At 65.5% G+C, this 16465-nt stretch carries 16 protein-coding genes; 5 read left to right on the forward strand and 11 right to left on the reverse strand.

Going from position 1 to position 16465, the window contains the following annotated elements; translation table 11 throughout:
- Positions 1-262 precede the first annotated feature (262 nt).
- The 5 genes from ASE82_RS17930 to ASE82_RS17950 form a co-directional block, all read right to left on the reverse strand.
- Positions 263-2545 (reverse strand): TonB-dependent receptor, encoded by a 2283-nt coding sequence (locus tag ASE82_RS17930; RefSeq protein ID WP_056066621.1) that lies wholly within the window; start codon positions 2543-2545, stop codon positions 263-265.
- 195 nt (positions 2546-2740) lie between these two features.
- Entirely contained in the window at positions 2741-4312 is a 1572-nt protein-coding gene (locus ASE82_RS17935) for an alkaline phosphatase D family protein (RefSeq protein ID WP_056066624.1), read from the reverse strand.
- Between the two features lie 10 nt (positions 4313-4322).
- Positions 4323-5123, reverse strand: coding sequence for an acid phosphatase (locus tag ASE82_RS17940; protein WP_056066627.1), 801 nt, complete (start codon positions 5121-5123; stop codon positions 4323-4325).
- A gap of 84 nt (positions 5124-5207) precedes the next feature.
- On the reverse strand, positions 5208-5849 hold the full coding sequence (locus ASE82_RS17945) for a DUF1826 domain-containing protein (RefSeq protein WP_056066630.1): 642 nt from the start codon (positions 5847-5849) through the stop codon (positions 5208-5210).
- Positions 5849-7066 (reverse strand): GTP-binding protein, encoded by a 1218-nt coding sequence (locus ASE82_RS17950; RefSeq protein ID WP_200910750.1) that lies wholly within the window; start codon positions 7064-7066, stop codon positions 5849-5851. The genes ASE82_RS17945 and ASE82_RS17950 overlap by 1 nt, the downstream gene beginning before the upstream one ends.
- A 71-nt stretch (positions 7067-7137) precedes the next feature.
- Here ASE82_RS17950 and ASE82_RS17955 point away from each other — a divergent pair, with 71 nt between their 5' ends.
- Positions 7138-7545 carry a MerC domain-containing protein gene (locus tag ASE82_RS17955; protein ID WP_082441722.1) on the forward strand — a complete coding sequence of 136 codons (408 nt, stop codon included), beginning with the start codon at positions 7138-7140 and terminating at the stop codon, positions 7543-7545.
- 128 nt (positions 7546-7673) lie between these two features.
- Here the strand turns inward: ASE82_RS17955 and ASE82_RS17960 are convergent, their stop codons facing one another.
- A complete protein-coding gene (locus tag ASE82_RS17960; RefSeq protein WP_056066635.1) occupies positions 7674-8618 on the reverse strand; it encodes an NAD(P)/FAD-dependent oxidoreductase in 945 nt (314 codons plus the stop codon).
- A 127-nt stretch (positions 8619-8745) separates the two neighbouring features.
- On the reverse strand, positions 8746-9849 hold the full coding sequence (locus tag ASE82_RS17965; RefSeq protein ID WP_056066638.1) for an aldo/keto reductase: 1104 nt from the start codon (positions 9847-9849) through the stop codon (positions 8746-8748).
- Positions 9850-9944: 95 nt separating this feature from the next.
- On the opposite strand from ASE82_RS17965, the gene ASE82_RS17970 reads away from it, so the two are divergent.
- Entirely contained in the window at positions 9945-10832 is an 888-nt protein-coding gene (locus ASE82_RS17970; protein WP_056066640.1) for a LysR family transcriptional regulator, read from the forward strand.
- Between the two features lie 55 nt (positions 10833-10887).
- Here the strand turns inward: ASE82_RS17970 and ASE82_RS17975 are convergent, their stop codons facing one another.
- Complete coding sequence (locus ASE82_RS17975; protein ID WP_056066642.1) at positions 10888-11376, reverse strand: metallophosphoesterase family protein; 489 nt, start codon at positions 11374-11376, stop codon at positions 10888-10890.
- Positions 11377-11511: 135 nt separating this feature from the next.
- Here ASE82_RS17975 and ASE82_RS17980 point away from each other — a divergent pair, with 135 nt between their 5' ends.
- A complete protein-coding gene (locus tag ASE82_RS17980; RefSeq protein WP_056066645.1) occupies positions 11512-12072 on the forward strand; it encodes a GDSL-type esterase/lipase family protein in 561 nt (186 codons plus the stop codon).
- A 61-nt stretch (positions 12073-12133) separates the two neighbouring features.
- Positions 12134-12637 carry a TIGR02594 family protein gene (locus ASE82_RS17985; protein WP_056066648.1) on the forward strand — a complete coding sequence of 168 codons (504 nt, stop codon included), beginning with the start codon at positions 12134-12136 and terminating at the stop codon, positions 12635-12637.
- A gap of 103 nt (positions 12638-12740) precedes the next feature.
- Here ASE82_RS17985 and ASE82_RS17990 read toward each other — a convergent pair whose 3' ends face one another.
- The 3 genes from ASE82_RS17990 to ASE82_RS18000 all read right to left on the reverse strand — a co-directional run bounded on the left by ASE82_RS17990 (position 12741) and on the right by ASE82_RS18000 (position 14961).
- Positions 12741-12959 (reverse strand): hypothetical protein, encoded by a 219-nt coding sequence (locus ASE82_RS17990; protein WP_056066651.1) that lies wholly within the window; start codon positions 12957-12959, stop codon positions 12741-12743.
- A gap of 94 nt (positions 12960-13053) precedes the next feature.
- Positions 13054-14151 (reverse strand): alpha/beta fold hydrolase, encoded by a 1098-nt coding sequence (locus ASE82_RS17995; RefSeq protein WP_056066653.1) that lies wholly within the window; start codon positions 14149-14151, stop codon positions 13054-13056.
- A gap of 120 nt (positions 14152-14271) precedes the next feature.
- On the reverse strand, positions 14272-14961 hold the full coding sequence (locus tag ASE82_RS18000; RefSeq protein WP_056066656.1) for a DUF2490 domain-containing protein: 690 nt from the start codon (positions 14959-14961) through the stop codon (positions 14272-14274).
- 272 nt (positions 14962-15233) lie between these two features.
- On the opposite strand from ASE82_RS18000, the gene ASE82_RS18005 reads away from it, so the two are divergent.
- On the forward strand, positions 15234-15983 hold the full coding sequence (locus ASE82_RS18005) for an RMD1 family protein (protein WP_235524791.1): 750 nt from the start codon (positions 15234-15236) through the stop codon (positions 15981-15983).
- Positions 15984-16465 lie beyond the last annotated feature (482 nt).

Raw genomic sequence — 16465 nt, forward strand, 5'->3', positions numbered from 1 at the left:
CGATGCACGAGGTCAGGTCGACCCCGATCCAGGCATCGTACGTGAAGGGGCTGCAAATCTCATCTGCTGTCAAAATGCAGCCGCCGCGATACACCATCTACTGGGCCCTATGCGACGACGACCGGCTTGCTCAGCGCAGCAAGCTCCGAAAGCGCTCCGCGAGGCAAAGCACCGGCCCACCGCAATGGTACGTCAGGCGACGGCGCCCTGGCTCGCTTGCGCACCGAAATTGCCAGTAAAGCGCTCAGTTCGGCGTCTTATCTCAAAATGCGACCTTGAACTGGCCGCCGATGATCCGCGGTTCGTTGATCATGCCCGTCAGGTTGTTGAAGTCGATCGCGCTGATGCTGCGATACTGGTTGGTGATGTTGCGGACGAACGCGCCGACCTCATACCCCTGGGGCGATTTATAGCCGACCTTGAGCCCGCCCTCGAGCGAAGACTTGCCGGTGAACTCGACCGCTTCGTACAGGAAGAAGTTGATACGGCTGCGATAGACCCAGTCGGTGTACGCGTAGACCTCGCCCCCGTTCGCGAGCGGGATGCCGTAGCGCGCCGTCCAGTTGGCGATCCAGCGCGGCGCCTGGGGAAGATCGTTACCGTCGATCACCGCGAACCCGTTCACGATCGGATCCAGCACGGTGCAGGTCGCGCATACCCCGACGCCGATGCCCCGGTCGCGGATCTCGGTGAAGTTGTAGCTGCCACTCGCGGTCAATGTCAGCTCGGGAAACGGACGCGCCTCAAATTCGCCCTCGACGCCGTAGCCGATCGCCTTGTTCGCACTGATCAGGCGTGCCGAATTGCTGCTGCCGCCGACCGCGGTGATCTGCAGATCCTTGGTGCTGTACCAATAGGCGTCGAGCGAGAAGTTCACCTTCCGGTCGAGCAGCGTGCCCTTGAAACCGCTCTCGCCCGAGAAGGTCGTCTGCTTCGGCGCGGTGCTCTGGACGCTGCCAAAGGTCACGCGGTCCTGGATCGCGGGGCCCTGATAGCCCGTCGCGAGCCGCGAATAGACGTTGATCGCGGGCGTCAGTTCGTAGGTGGCACTCGCATCCCAAGTGACGTTCGAACCGCGGACGACCGCGCGCGCGGGCAGCGTATCGCTGATCCCGGTGCCGGGGATCGGCGCGGTGACGAGGTCGTTGCGATAGTCGTGCGAATAGCGAACGCCCGCGCGCAACGTCAGCAGGTCGACGGGCTTGGCCTCGATCGAGGCGAACGCACCGTAATTCTCGTTGCGGTTGTCGTGGTAGATATCCTGATCGAGGTCGGTCGCGCGCGATCCGGTACCGCCGAACGCATAGTCGTACTGGTGATAGCGCAGCGTCTGGTGGAAATAATACAGCCCGCCCTGCAGGCGGATGCCGTTCATGTCCTCGCTCGCATACCGGAGTTCCTGGCTGAACTCCTTGGGCTTGGTCAGGCCGCCGGTGTTCGACGGGAACAGTCCGACGCCGATCGCGCCGATCGTGCCGCCGAGGAACGTGTAGTTGTTGCCGCCGTCGACATCGCCCGTGCTCTCGACCTTGGCCTGCTCGTAGCCGGTAACCGAATAGAAGGTGCCGATGCCATCGAGGTGATAGTCGAGCCGCAGGTTCGTGCCCCACTGCGTCAGGCTCTGGCTGGTGTAACCGTCGAGCGTGACGTGCTTGGGGTCGAACCCGGTGTTGAAGTCGTTGGTGCCCGGCTTGAACAGCCCGGCGCGGAAGATGCGTGGCGAGCCGGTGAGGTCGCGGACATGGACGTTCAGCAAGGCGTTGAAGTCGCTGCTGGTATAGCCGAGCTGGAAGCGGCCGGCGACGTCGCGATAGCCTTCGAGCTTGCGATCCGCATTGCCCGTCGTGGAGTCGTTCTTAACCCAATCGTCGCGCGACTGGATGATGCCCGACGCGCGGAACGCGAAGCCGTTGCCGATCGGCAGGTTCAGTGCCGCCTCGCCGTTGATCGTGTTGTAGGTCGCCCAGGATCCGGTCGCATAGCCCGAGACCTTGTCCGGGTTCGGCTTGGCAGAATCGATCTTCACGACGCCGGCCGGCGTGTTGCGCCCGAACAGAGTGCCCTGCGGACCGCGCAGCACTTCGACGCTTTGCAGATCGAAGACCGGGAACGACTTCAACATCGGGTTCTCGAGCGCGACGTCGTCATACACCACCGACACCGGCTGCGCGGCATTGGGATCGAAATCGGTATTGCCGAGACCGCGGATGTAGAAGCGCGGGAAGGTGCGACCGAACGACGACTCGACCTGGAGGCTCGGCGTGCGGCCGGCAAGGAACCGGATGTCGAGGCCGCTCGAATTGAGCACGTCGAGCTTCTCGCCGCTGATCGCGGTGACCGCGAGCGGCACGTCTTTCGACGATTCCCGGCGGCGGGTCGCGGTGACGACGATCTCACCGACGCCTTGGTCGCTCGCCGGATCGCTCACGGCTTGTGCAGCCGGCACTTGTTCCTGTGCGATAGCGGGCACGGCGAAAACGAGCAGCGGCGCGCTGGCGGCGAGCAGGCGGGCGATGGCAGACGTACGAACGGGCAAGCGAATCATGGATGGTCCCCCCTTGGGTTTCGAACATCCTCCTGCGTCGATCCGTGTGACCCGGATCCGTCACCGACCGGTAACACCGCTGTAACGCGCGGCAATAGGCGGGATTAAGCCCGATGCGTTTTTGCCGGACACCGCGACATCTTTGCCCCAGTCGGCGCCGCGGACCGAAGTTCAGGTTATCCTATCGAGGTGCGCTCAGCTCATCGTCAGCGCAGCACGGCCGTGCTCGACGATCGCCGTACCGGACGTCTTGATCACGCCGTCGGGCCGCGTGACCGTATCGACGGTGCGGAACTCGGTTTTCCACTGCTCGGCATTCACATCGCACAGCAGATATCCGCGCCGGTCGTTGGTCCAGGCGAGGAACGGGTTGCGGGCGCGGATACGGTCTTCGCCAACCCGGCGATCCGCGCCGTCGCCGCCTGAGGTGATCGACGTGCCGACGAACTCGACCGCGACGGCATCCCCCTGGCCGCCTTCGGTACGCAGCACGCCTGCATAATTCTGATGCTCGTCGCCGGTCAGCACGACCGTGTTGCCGAGCCCTTCGACCATCTTCAGCACGCGTTCGCGCGGCGCGTCGTAGCCGCCCCAGCTGTCCATGTTGCGGATCGGTGCGGGTTCGTCGCCGGTCCGCCGGTCGAGCGGCATCATCATCACCTGTTGCGCCAGCGCGTTCCAGCGGGCCTTCTTCTGCTTCAGGGCGGTGCCGAGCCACGCCTCCTGGGTCCGTCCCATCACCTGGGCGGCGGGGTCGGCCCAGCCGGCACAGCGGGTCTTGAAGCCGTCGTCGCACGGCTGATCGGTCCGGAACTGCCGCGTGTCGAGCAGATGCAGGTTGAGCAGATTGCCGATCGTCGCCCGGCGATAGATCTGCATGCCGGCGGGGCCCGGAAAGGCCGAGCGGCGCAGCGGCATATGCTCGTAATAGGCCTGGAACGCGGCGGCCCGGCGCAGCGCGAACACTTCGGGCGGGTCCTTCTCCTGGTCGATCTCGCCGACCCAGTTGTTCTCGATCTCGTGATCGTCGAACGTCACGAACCATGCGGCTGCGGCATGCGCGGTCTGCAAGTCGGGGTCGGTCTTGTACTGGGCGTAGCGGCGGCGATAATCGGCGAGGTCGAACAACTTTTGCCCGGCATGCTCGCGGACGAAGGTACGCGGCTTGCCGTCATAGCCGACCGGCATCGGCGCGCTCCGGCCCTCGTAGATATAGTCGCCATAGTGGAAGACGAACGCCGGCTCTTCCGTCGCGAGGTGGCGATAGGCGGTGTAGAGCCCGTCTTCGTAGTTCTGGCAGCCGGCGACCGCGAAACGCAGCCGGTCGAGCGACGCGCCGGCGATCGGCAGGGTGCGCGCGCATCCCGTGGTCGAACGCTCGCTGCCGACCGTGAAACGGTACCAATAAGGGCGATCCGGCTGCAGTCCGGCAACCTCGACATGGACCGAGTGCGCGAGTTCGGGACGCGCCAGCGCTTTGCCGCCGGCCACCGGGGTCGCAAAGCGCGGATCGGTCGCAACCTGCCACTCCACCTCGACCGGCTGCATCGGCATGCCGCCATGCTCGGCCAGCGGATCGGGGGCGAGCCGGGTCCAGATGACGAAGCCGTCCGCAGCCGGATCGCCCGCCGCGATACCGAGGCGAAACGGGTAGGCGGCAAAGAGTTGCTGCGCGCGCAGGATCGCGGGGGCGCCGATCATGGCGGCAGTGGCACCGATCATGGTGCGGCGATTGAGCAGCAGGCGCGAGCCGGTCGTGTCGGTCATGAGTGTCTCGTCAGTAGAGGGGCTGGGCGACGAGTGCCGCTTCGCGTGTGCACTGGGCGGTATCGGGTTTTGCTGCGGCGCCGGACTGTCGGAGCGCCGCGATCTCCTGTCCGGCTGCGGCGAGATCGGCGGTGAAGGCCGGGTCGCCCTGCATCGCGGTCAGCGTCGACGACGCCGACAGTCGCCCCGCATCGACCGCGCTGGCATTGTGGACGCCGCACACGATCCGGCTTTCGCCGTACGCCCGACCGCGCGCGAGAAGCGCGGTTGCACGATCGGGCGCGATTTGCGCGAGCACCGTCGCCATCGTCCAGCCGGCGGTCGTATGGCCCGACGGATAATCATAGCTGTCCGCAACTTCGGCCGCGGGCTGGCAGATCGGTCCGCGGTCGATCAGGAACGGCCGCTGCCGCTTGTAGAAGGTCTTGGCGATGCCGGTCTGGCGCCCAGTGTCGAACATGGCGCGCCGCAGCAGCGCGGCGGTCCGCGGCGCATTTTCAGGCGTCATCGCGATCCCCATGGCGCAACTGAAGTCGTGAAACAGGTCGGCGGGCGCGGACTTCACGTCGCTGGTGGCCATCGCCCAGCGCGGACTGCCTTGCAAAGCCCGCGTCGCCTTGAAAATCGCGCGGTCGGCGAGACCGCGAGGATCGGTCGACTTCGGCGCAGGCGGCAGGACGGCCAGCACATCGAACGCGTCCGGCCTGAGATATCCCACCGGCGCATCGGCGAGGATTGGCGCCTGCTGTGCACCGGCGACCGCACCGAGGCTTGCAAGCGTGACGGCGAGGATAAGCGGCAAACGGGTCATGCGGTCGGCATCCTGATGGCTTGGATCATGGGAGACGTGAGAAGGCGCCCACCGATCGCGTGACGATGATGGGCCGCGAATATGTCAGCCACGTTGCATCGCCCGCTCCCACAGCGCAGCGGTCTCCTCTGGCGGCGGACCGTCGATCACGAGCAGCAACCGCTCCTCGCCAGTGCCCGCGATCGGCGGCGAACGGTGGACGATCGCCTGTTGGCCGGCGAGGATACGGCCCTTGAACAGGCCGACCGCACCGAGAGCGAGCGATCGCTGTGTCTCGACAGCCGGCGCATCGGCGGTCTCTACCGATCGTTTGATCCACTGCGTCCCCGACCCGCGATAGGTGCAGATCAGCCGGACGGACACGTAATCCGCATGCCAGCGTTTGCAGGCGTTGCCCACCACGCACTCCAGCCGGATCACGACGTGCGACAGGTTCATGATCGCCGCGAAGGACTGAGCCAGCGCGGCCATGTCCGCGGCGATGTCCGCATGCCAGGCGGCGGGCGGCTGCTGCGCGAACGCATCGATCAGTGCGGCATGCGCGCGATCGACCGGTGCCGTCATCTGGATCGTGCCGAAACCGTCCAGCGATCCGACCGAGGGCATCGAAGGACGCTCCCAGATCGCGAGATTCACGTCGGGATCGAGGATCGCAGCGAAAGCCTCGACGGTCCGCGCGCGGTGAACGTGCGATCGGACTGGCGCGAGTATCGTTGCGCTGTTCATCACGCCATCTCCCGCACGCCCCAGGCGGGGAACGGATCGGGCAACCCCTCCCACAGCCGAGGCGTGAACGCGGCGGCGGGCACGAGGCACGCATCGAGGCGACGCCTGATCTCGGCCTCGTCCATGTCGATGCCGATGAAGACCAGTTCCTGCCGTCGGTCGCCCCAGATCGGCGACCATTTCGCCGCCATCATCCGGTCCCACGCGTCGCCGCTCGGGCGCTTCGTTTCCGGTACGCACGCCCACCAGCGGCCCAGCGCCTCCGTCACCGACTGCGCTCCGGCCTGCGCGAGTTCGCCGCACCAGTCTGGACGGGTCGCCAGCCAGAAATGCCCCTTGGCGCGGACCACACCCGGCCAGCCGCCGCGTGCAAAGGCGTTGAACTTGACCGGGTCAAATGGCGCGCGAGCGCGGTAGACGAAGCTTTCGACGCCGTATTCCTCGCTCTCGGGACGATGATCGGCATGACCGTAGAGTTCCTTGGCCCAGAGCGGGTGCAGTTCCGCCTTCTCGTCGTCGAACAGTCCGGTCTCGATCACCGAGTCGAGCGGTACGTGTCCGTGGCGTGCCTCGACGATGCGCGCATCGGCGTTGAGCGACGCCACCAGCTTGCGGACGGTCGCCAGTTGCGCGGCGTCGACGAGATCGGCCTTGGTGATGACGATCACGTCCGCGAACTCGATCTGCTCGACGAGCAGCCCGACCAAGCTGCGGCGATCGTCGTCGCCGAGCGCCTCGCCTCGATCGGCGAGGAAGTCGGTGCTGGCATAGTCGCGCAGCAAATTGGCGGCGTCGACCACCGTCACCATCGTGTCGAGCCGCGCGACATCCGACAGGCTGTCGCCCTGCTCGTCCTCGAACGAGAAGGTCGCGGCGACCGGCAGCGGCTCGGAGATGCCGGTGCTTTCGATCACCAGGCAGTCGAACCGCCCGGCATCGGCCAGCGCGCGCACCTCGACCAGCAGATCCTCGCGCAGCGTGCAGCAGATGCAGCCATTGGTCATCTCGACCAGCGTGTCCTCGCCGCGCGACAAGGCCGTATCGCCGCTGCGTACCAGGTCGGCGTCGATGTTCACCTCCGACATGTCGTTGACGATCACCGCCACGCGCCGGCCTTCCCGGTTGGCGAGGATGTGATTGAGGAGCGTCGTCTTTCCGGCACCCAGGAACCCGGACAGGACCGTCACGGGTAACAGCGGCTTTGCATCTTGCACCATCGACCAACCTCATACGCTATGATATGATGTATCATTACTATGGTGATGGTGGTTGTGGCAAGATGAGAACGATGCGGACGTACGGAATGGATTGGCTCGATCGTGCAGCCATGGCGGGATCGGCGGCGTGCATGGTTCACTGCCTCGCGTTGCCGCTCCTGTTGGCAGCACTACCGGCCGTGTCCGCGTTCATCGTCATACCCGAGAGCTTCCACCGCTGGGTGCTGTTGTTCGCGGCACCGATGGCGGTGATCGCACTGGTCGGCGGACGCGCGCGTCACGCGGCGTCGTGGCCGCTGTTCCTTGGCGGCGTCGGGTTGGGTCTGATGACGATAGGAGCCTTCGCACTGCGGGAAGGCGGCGTCGAAATTGCCGTCACGGTGACTGGCGGCATCCTCGTAGCGCTCGCGCATGTGACCAATCTGCGGTTGCGGCATAGCTGCGGCGACCCGGATCCAATACCCGGCATACCGAGATGAAGATTACAGGCCGTAGTTCGTGAACACCGATAGTGGCGGCAGTGTCGCAATCTCGATCGGCTTCTCCAGCCCGCACCGATCGACATGTTTCAGGCGGGGAAGGGCGCTTCAACAGCGGCAGGTAGGTCTCAGTGACCTCCTTCAGCGGCAATTGATCCGGTTCGACCAACGAGCGACGCGAGCCGATGCCCGGATAGCCAAGCGGCTTCGATCCGGGGGCCGAGGAGCCAGTCGCCGCATGCGCCCAGTTGGATGTCCGGGTTCCAGAACGCACCGCGGTCCAGTGCGTTGGTCTTTGCATACCGCCAGCGATGGGCGCTGGTCGCGATGATGGCAGGCGACACGACGCCGATGTGCTCGGCGAAGGCTGCGAGCAATGCCTGTTCAACCATGTCCGGCGTATCTTCGAGATGCGCGCGCGACCAGTCGGCACTGGCCTGAAGTACCCACGCCTCCGGTCCGGTCCGCCCGGGCTTGGCCGAGTTGCGGACGGCGGACCCGATCGCTCCCAAATTCGTCACCCGGTCGTATTCGAGCGGCACCGGACCATCGAACGCCGCCATGACGGTCCAACACGGATCGGACACCGCGGAGCGGGCCGCATCGGCGAGCGCATTGTCATGCGCCGCGATCAGGGGCGCGACCTGTTCTGCAGGTACCGCGACGATCGCCGCATCGAACCGTTCGTCGCCGATCCGCCAGTCGCCGTCATGCGAGACGCTGTCGATCGCCGTGTTCCATCGAACATCCAGGTCGCTCGCCATCGCGCGGACCGGCGCGTTCATCGCTGGCGTCCCGACCCAGGCATCGGGCCCCGCAGGCGACCAGCGCGCGACGTGGCCCGCCTGCGCCCAGCGATCGACCTGCGCGACGAAGGCGGGATCGCGCGCCGTGAGATATTGCGCGCCGCGATCGAACGCAGCCTCGCCCAGCGGCGTGTCGATCCGGCGCGTCGACATCCTGCCGCCGGGCCCGCGACCCTTGTCGAACAGGACCGGGTGATGACCCTGGTCGCGTAGTGCATGCGCACAAGACAGGCCCGCCATTCCCGCGCCGATGATCCCAATCCGCATGATACCCCCGTGCCGGCGCGCAACATCCAAGCGTGCAGCGGACCGGACATCCTCAAACGCGAAGATTGTCGATTGGAGCCGGACGGGCGCAGATTTCGTCCCAGGTTGCCGGCTCCAGGATGAAGCTTCAGCTTCGGACATCTCCGCCGCCGAAGACGACCTGGTTGCGCACGGCAGGTTGGAACAGGCCGTAGAGAAACGGCAGGTTGCCGCCGCTCGCCGCATCGAGCGCGGCACGGTGTTCCGGCGGCAGGCGAAGGCCGAGTGCGGCGACATTGTCGGTCACCTGTTCGGGCCGGCTCACGCCCATCAACGTCGATGCGACCCCCGGCTGCCCGACCACCCAGGACAGCGCGACGCGTGCCGGCGTTTCGCCGATTTCGCCTGCGATGCGCTTGAGTATTTCGAGAATCTGCCAGTTGCGGTCGGTGAACAGCGTGTCGCCGAACGGATTGTCGCCATCGAGCCGCTTGTCGTCCGCGGGGCGCGCGGTATCGTCCGTCCCGGCCTGGTTGGGAACGCCACCCGCCCGCTTCGGACCCGCCTCGACGGTGGCGCGGTCGTACTTACCGGTCAGCAGGCCATAGGCGAGGGGGCTCCAGGGGACGAGGCCCATGCCCGCCGACCGCGCGAGCGGCAGGTGCTCGGCCTCGACCCCACGTTCGACCAGCGAGTAGAAATATTGCAGGCCGATCGGCGCCGGATGACCTTGGACGCGTGCCAGGGTGGCGAGTTCGGCGACATACCACGCAGGCGTATTGGATATGCCCCAATAGCGGATCTTGCCCGCTGCGACGAGCGCGGTCATCGTCCGCAGCAGTTCTTCGGCGGGGGTGACGCCGTCCCAGACATGCACCCAGTACAGGTCGATGAAGTCCGTCTTGAGCCGGCGGAGCGAACCCTCGACCGAGGCCACTACGTGGCGTGCACCATTGCCGCCCGCATGATAGCCGCGGCCGGTAGCGAACCCGGATTTCGTCGCGATGACGATCCGGTCGCGCGACGATTGCGCCGCGACGAACGCACCGACCATCTCTTCGGATCGTCCTCCCGCATAGACGTCGGCGGTATCCACGAAATTGCCGCCGAGATCGGTGTAGCGATCGAACACCGCGCGGCTGCCGCGCTCGTCCAACCCCCAGCGCGGCGTGCCGAAGGTCATCGTGCCGAGCGCCAGCGGGCTGACGAGCAGGCCGGAGCGGCCGAGCGGGCGATAGGTGTCGAGGGTCATGGTGGCATCCTGCAGTGTGTCGCCCCGAGATGGACGCCGGACCGCCCGAGGATTAGATCGTCTGCGGCGCATGGGTTGCTGAAGGATGTTCACGAATGGATCGCGATCTCTGGTCCGGTCTCGCGGTGTTCGAGACGATCGTCGAGGCTGGCAGTTTCGCACGGGCGGCGACGCGGCTGGGGTTGTCCGCCTCTGCGCTCAGCCATGCGATGCGGTCGCTGGAGACGAAACTGGGCGTTCGACTGCTCGACCGTACCACCCGTTCGCTGGCGCCGACGCCCGCGGGCGAGGAACTGCTGGCGCGGTTGAGGCCGGCGATCGCTTCGGTCGCGGGCGCGCTGGCCGATCTCGACAATGCCCGGGAACGACCGGCGGGGCGGATCCGGGTCAGCGCGCACCGGGTCGCGGCGATCTACGCCATCCTGCCGCGGCTGACCGACTTTGCGCGCGCCTATCCCGACATCGCCGTCGAACTGGTGGTCGACGACGGGTTCGTCGATATCGTCGCCGACCGCTTCGATTGCGGAGTCCGGCATGCGCAAAGCTTGCAAGCCGACATGATATCGGTCCGGATCAGCGCGCCGGTGCCGCTCGTCTTCGTTGCAGCACCGTCCTATCTTGCCGCGCGTGCTGCGCCGGTCGATCCCGACGATCTCTCGTCGCATCGTTGCCTGTGTTACAGGTACACGTCGTCCGGCGTGGTCCACCGCTGGGAATTCGAACGGGATGGCCGGACGTTGGAGCGATCGGTCCGCAGCCACTTCACGACCAACGACATCGACGTGATGCGCGACGCCGCGGTGTCGGGGCTAGGCGTAACCTGCCTGCCGCTGCCGCACGCCGCGCTACAGCTGGCCGACGGCACGCTGGCCGAGGTGCTCACCGGCTGGGCACCCACGCTGGCACCGAACCATCTCTATTATCCAAGCCGACGCCAACCCACTGCCGCCTTCCAGGCCTTCGTAACGGCTATGCGCGCTTGATTGCATGCACGCCGAGGTTGGCTCGCGGAGCGACGGATAGTCGAATGCAGGTGTATCAGCGTGCTTGAATCAGGCTGTCGAGCAGGACCGGCGCGAAGTCGTGAACATCGACGCCGACGTCGAACTGGCGCGGCATCGGTTTCAGCCGGCCGTGGCTGTGCCCGTGCAGGTTCAGCGCACCACGGTGCTGCCCGTTCCAGCTTCGGAACGGATAATGGCACAGGACAAGCTGTCGGCCATCCAGCTCGATTTCCGCATAGTCGGCGACGCTCGCCCATCCGTGCGCCGACAGCGTCGCATCCGGATCGTTATTGCCGCGCAGCAGGTGCTTCTTCCCGTTCAGTCGGGCGAGCAGTTCGGCGACATCCGCCGGGCGACGTGCCACGTCGCCCAGGTGCCACACCACGTCATCGGGGCCGACGACGGCGTTCCAGCGCTCGACCAGCGCCGCATCCATTTCGGCGGTGTTGGCAAACGGTCGTCGCGAGATGTTGATCGTGCGATGGTCGCCGAAATGCGTGTCGGCCGTGAAGAATACGCTCATGAGCGCCGCGACGTCCGTTCGTCTGTCATCACGTAGGAACGAGCATCAGCGTCAAAGGTTCGGCGCGATAGCAATCCGACGCCTTTACCCGAACGTCTTACAATGCGTCGAACGTGAACTATCTCGCGGCAACGCATGACGACCGGCCGACCCTTGATCCTGGCAATAGGTGACAGCCTGATTGCCGGTTACGGCCTGCAGGCTGCCGATAGTTTTCCCGCACGGTTGCAGGCATCGCTGCAGACGGCACGTCCCGGCGCCTGCGTGGTGAACGCCGGGGTGTCGGGCGATACCACTGCCGACGTGCTGCGGCGTTTGCCCCGCTTGTTGTCCGCGCTCGACGAGCGGCCCGTACTCGCGATCGTTCAGGTGGGACCGAACGATGTCCTGCGGCAGATCCCGGTCGCGCGTACGCGGGCGAACCTCGAGCAGATCCTGCTGAGCCTGGGTAGCTGCGGCATCCCCGTGTTGCTGACCACCGTCGACCCCCCGGCGTTCATCCGTGACCGCGCTGCGGCGTATCTTGGCATTCACGCGGCGTTGGCTGCCGAGCATGGCGCGACCGTCTGGCCGTTCTTCCCGCCCGGCGTGTTGGGGCATTCCGATATGGTACTGGCGGATCGGGTGCATCCCAACGCCGCGGCGATCGCAGCGGTAGTCGCGGCAATGCTGCCGACCGTGGAGCGGATGCTGTGATGCCCGTGTTCGAGCGCAACCACGGGCGTTCCCTGATTTTAGCTTTGAGGCCGAGTGAGTCATGGTGACGGAGCCCAAATGGTTGAAAGCCGCGCGCGCGAAGCTGGGCACGAAGGAAGCCGCCGGATCGGCCAACAGCGCGACGATCTTGGGTTGGGCGAAGCGGCTAGGGACGAAGGTCCTCGGAATGGTCTATAATGCCGACAGCGTCCCGTGGTGCGGGGTGTTCGTTGCCTATTGTCTTCAGGAAGACGGTATCGAGCCGGTCGCTATCGCGGTGCGCGCAACGTCATGGTCGACATGGGGATCGGCACTGCGGCCGGAGCGGTTGGCTCCCGGCGCGGTGCTGGTGTTCGAGCGTCCGGGGGGTGGGCATGTCGGGTTCTATGTCGGCGAAGACGCAACCGCGTATCACGTCCTCGGCGGCAACCAGGGCGATACCGTCAGCGTAGCCCGGATCGCCAAGGACCGCTGCATCGCGCGGCGATGGCCATCTGGCCGCCCCGTGATCGGCAAGCCGGTCCAGATGGCGGCGAGGAAGCCGATCTCCACCGACGAGGCCTGATGCGTCGGGCGACGGCCTGACACGCAGCCATCTGGTCGTAACGCGACCCATGACGACCGCGCCGGCAGATCAAATCTGCACCAGCGCACGCCGTCGCGTCAGCCTACCGGACACCGAACCCCGCCGTGCTGTTCGCGCCATCGTCGGTTCGCTCGCGACCAGCCAGGACGTTCTCGAGTTCGGCGAGTGAATGCGGCACATCGATATGTTGCGCCCCCAGGAACAGGCGTGACCCATCGCCCTCGGGTACTGCGTGGGTTAGCTTGTCGATATCTACCAGCGCCTTGCCATGCGGCAGGATTTCGATCTGAACAAATCGCATGTCATTTCCCATCTTGCGTCTGACGGCTTGATTGCCACGCAGGCGATAACGCACGGCTGAACTACGCAATTTTTGTCTCTGCGTCCTCCGACATCTATTCGGTGCGTTGCAGCAGGTCGGCCAGGTCCTGCTTCCAGAACCGGGCCGCAGTGTGGGTGCCGTGGCCGCGCGTGTCGGTACTCTCCGGAATCATGCGGAATCGCGCGTTCTTCATGCGGGCGACGGCGCGTTGCGGGTAATCGAGATTGCGTGGGTTGATGAAATCGTCGGCCGAGTTGATCCAGGTCGTCGGGGCGGTGATCGCCTCCAGCCGCGACCAGGGCGCATAGGTCCGCGAGGCATCGAGTTGATACACGAGGTCATTGGCATCCGTCCCGTCGATCGACGCTGCGACCCGTTGCTCGGCAAAGGCCTCGGCGGCATCGCGCCCGGGATATTGTTGCTGGAAGAATAGCGGCGCACCACCGGCGACGAACAGCAGGCTGGCGGCGGTGCGCAGGCCCTGTACCGGTGGCGTCCGGTACTCGCCGCCTGCCCAGGCCGGATCGGCCTTGATCCCGTCGATCGCGAGCTTGCGCCACATGCGGTTCAGCCCCGCAATCTCGACAGGTTCGCAGGCGAGCGGCATGAGCGCGCGGGCGAACTCGGGATACGTTTCGCCCCAGACCAGGCTGTGCATGCAGCCCATCGACGTTCCCATGATCAGCCGCATGCGGCGGATGCCCAGGCCGTCGTGGAGCAGCCGGTACTGCGCCTCGACCATGTCGTCATAGTCGTAGTGCGGGAACCGCATGTGCAGCCCGTCGGACGGTTTCGAGGATTTGCCGTGCCCGATCCCGTCGGGAAGGATGATCCAGTAGCGCGTGATGTCCAGTGGCTGACCCGGGCCGTAGAGTTCGTCGGCGAACTGCGGGCTGAGGAACTGGCGGCCGGTGCCACCCGTACCGTGCAGGACCATCACCGCGTTGTCGATTTCACCCCGGGCATTCCGGTGCGGCTGCCCCAGCATCGTATAGTTGAGGCGCAGTTCCGGCAGGGTCTCGCCCGAGCGGAAGCGAAAGCGGCGGACCGTGAACTGCGCGTCGCGTGCCGGCCATTTCGACGTGGACGGGGCGGTTTTGACCGCGGGCGTAAGCGGCGGCGTCTGGGTGGCGGCGGCCTGGAGAAGCAGGAGCGAGAGTAGAAACGACATGACCTATCGTTGCGTCTAAGCGGACCGCGCGCAAGTGGTGTCCCGATACACTGGGGCGAACGTTCGGAAGCAGGGCTTGCGGCAATCCGAGTTCGGGATCCGCATTCCAGCGCGAGGACCTCAGTCGTGAAGGCCCGCCACGCCAAGTGTCCCCAGGTTCAAGGTAAGCTGCAGGTTCAGCGCATTGTCCATCTGGGCGCGTGCACCACCGCGCGCGAACCGATACTGGTTGAGATAGCCGACATCGGCCGTCACCGCCTTGCCGATCGGGAAGGCCAGCCCGACGATGTTGCGCATCCGCTCATACCCGGCGCGCTGGCCCCAGGTCGTACTGTTCGGCAGGAAAAAGCTCTCGTGGCTGACGAACAAGGCCAAACGCTTGGGTCCGAGCGGCAAATTGTACCGCAGCAACGGCCGGATCCGGAAGCCGATCTCGCTGCCGTCGGGGTTGAACCGTTCGTCGAGTCGCAATCGCCCGGCGAAGCGCCCGCTGGTGACCACGATCTGCTGGCGGAGCCGGTCCTCGTCCGGCGCGAGGTTGCGACTGTGAAAGCCGACATGGCGGTATCCGAATCCGAGCTCTACGCCCTTGGCCAACTGCCAGCCGAGGAGCGCACCGAATTCGGTGGTGTAGATCCCGTCCTGGCGGTCGCTGGTCCGCGCAATCTCTTCCAGCGTCACGCGCAATTTTGGTGCGATGGGAACGACCACGTTGAGCTGCTCCCACGCCTGCGTATCCTGTTGCTGTGCCCAGGCGGGGGCGGCAGCCAGCAACAGCGGCAAAACCGCCAGGGGTGAAGCGCGATACATCGCATGGTGTTGGCACGGCTCGGCCGACACAGGCAATGGACTGGCGTCGCCTCGGTCCTTTTCATCGATTGCATGCCTGGCAACAATCGTGTGACGCTTCGGTGTAGCTCGGCAGCCGGTAAATCGGCCGTGAGCCGATGTGTCTGAAACTGATAAGGCCGGTCCCATGGTTGTGACGCGACATGGTTGAGGGCGGATCGCTGCGAACGATAAGCGTCGGCATCAGGGAGGTGCTGGGTGCACCCCTGCCTGGCGAACCCGCCAGGGGCGACGTGAGAGCGCTTCTGCTGGGTACGCGTATCGATACCCGCAATTTGCAGGACTTCGCGGAGCCCGAGACCCTCAACCTGTCGGGGGTCGGGGCCGCGTTCGTCTTTCGCTACGGTGTCCTGGTGCTGATCGGGGCGGCGGTCGAAACCGAGCGTCGGTTCATCGAAACCCTGTCCGAGCACATCATCGATCCCTTGGCCACGCCCGAAACCGAAACCGCGTGGATCGAGATTTCCGCGGACCGCGAGGAAACGGTCAGTGCAGACGGACACATACGATTGAGGGAGGCGTCACGGGAACGCTTGTTGCTGACGGCCACCGTCGTCGCCCGAAGCGTCGTCCTTGCGCGGGATGAAGGCCGTATTGCCGAAGCGTTCGATCGCGTGGAGCCGCTCATCAACGAACTGCGCATCCACGGTCGTGCGGTGATGCCGATCCGACGCGTCATGCAGAGCATCGGTGACGTTCTCGCGGCGCAGCACCGCGTCGTCGGCCGGGCGCAGATCTCCGAGAAGCCGGACCTGCTCTGGGATCATCCCGAACTCGACCGGCTTTACGGGCGTCTCGAAGCCGAGTTCGAACTGGGCGACCGCGCACGCGCCATGGAACGCAAGCTCGAGGTCATCGGCGACGCTGCCGAATGGCTGCTCGACCTGGTGCAGGACAAGCGCTCGTTGCGGCTCGAGCTTGCCGTAATCGGGCTGATCGCGTTCGAGGTCATCCTCAACATCTACGAATTGTGGCGTCACTGACGACGACGCGCTGTCGGACCGGGCTTTAGTTCGTTCATCGCACCACCTCGCGGGCGGTAGCGCGACGAGTACCACATAGCCTGTGGCCCCGCCTCGCATTCAGACGATCGTCTCAGTTCGAGTGTTCGACGACCCAGCCCGCCGGCGTACTCCGCATCGATTTCCTGCAGTAGCGGCAGATGCTCGTATCCGCGCCGCGACCCTTGAAGACGGTGTGTCTGCGAGACCGACGATGTATGCCGATCATGCATTTGGCACGTCCGATAAGTCTCTGAAACATCGCGATCTCCTTGATCGCAACGTAACGCCCGACGGGACGCCCGCGATTAAATTCGCGGTCATCCAGGTCCCGAAATAGAACATTCGCGCTCGTGGTCTACAGGCAACCGCCGAGCTCAGATGCCCCGTCATATTCCATCACCGAGCGAGTTTTCCTCTCATCCGGCCCACCCCGAGCGCTCCGTTCTCTGATTTCGGATCCG

Source organism: Sphingomonas sp. Leaf230, from assembly GCF_001421745.1.
Taxonomy (GTDB): domain Bacteria; phylum Pseudomonadota; class Alphaproteobacteria; order Sphingomonadales; family Sphingomonadaceae; genus Sphingomonas.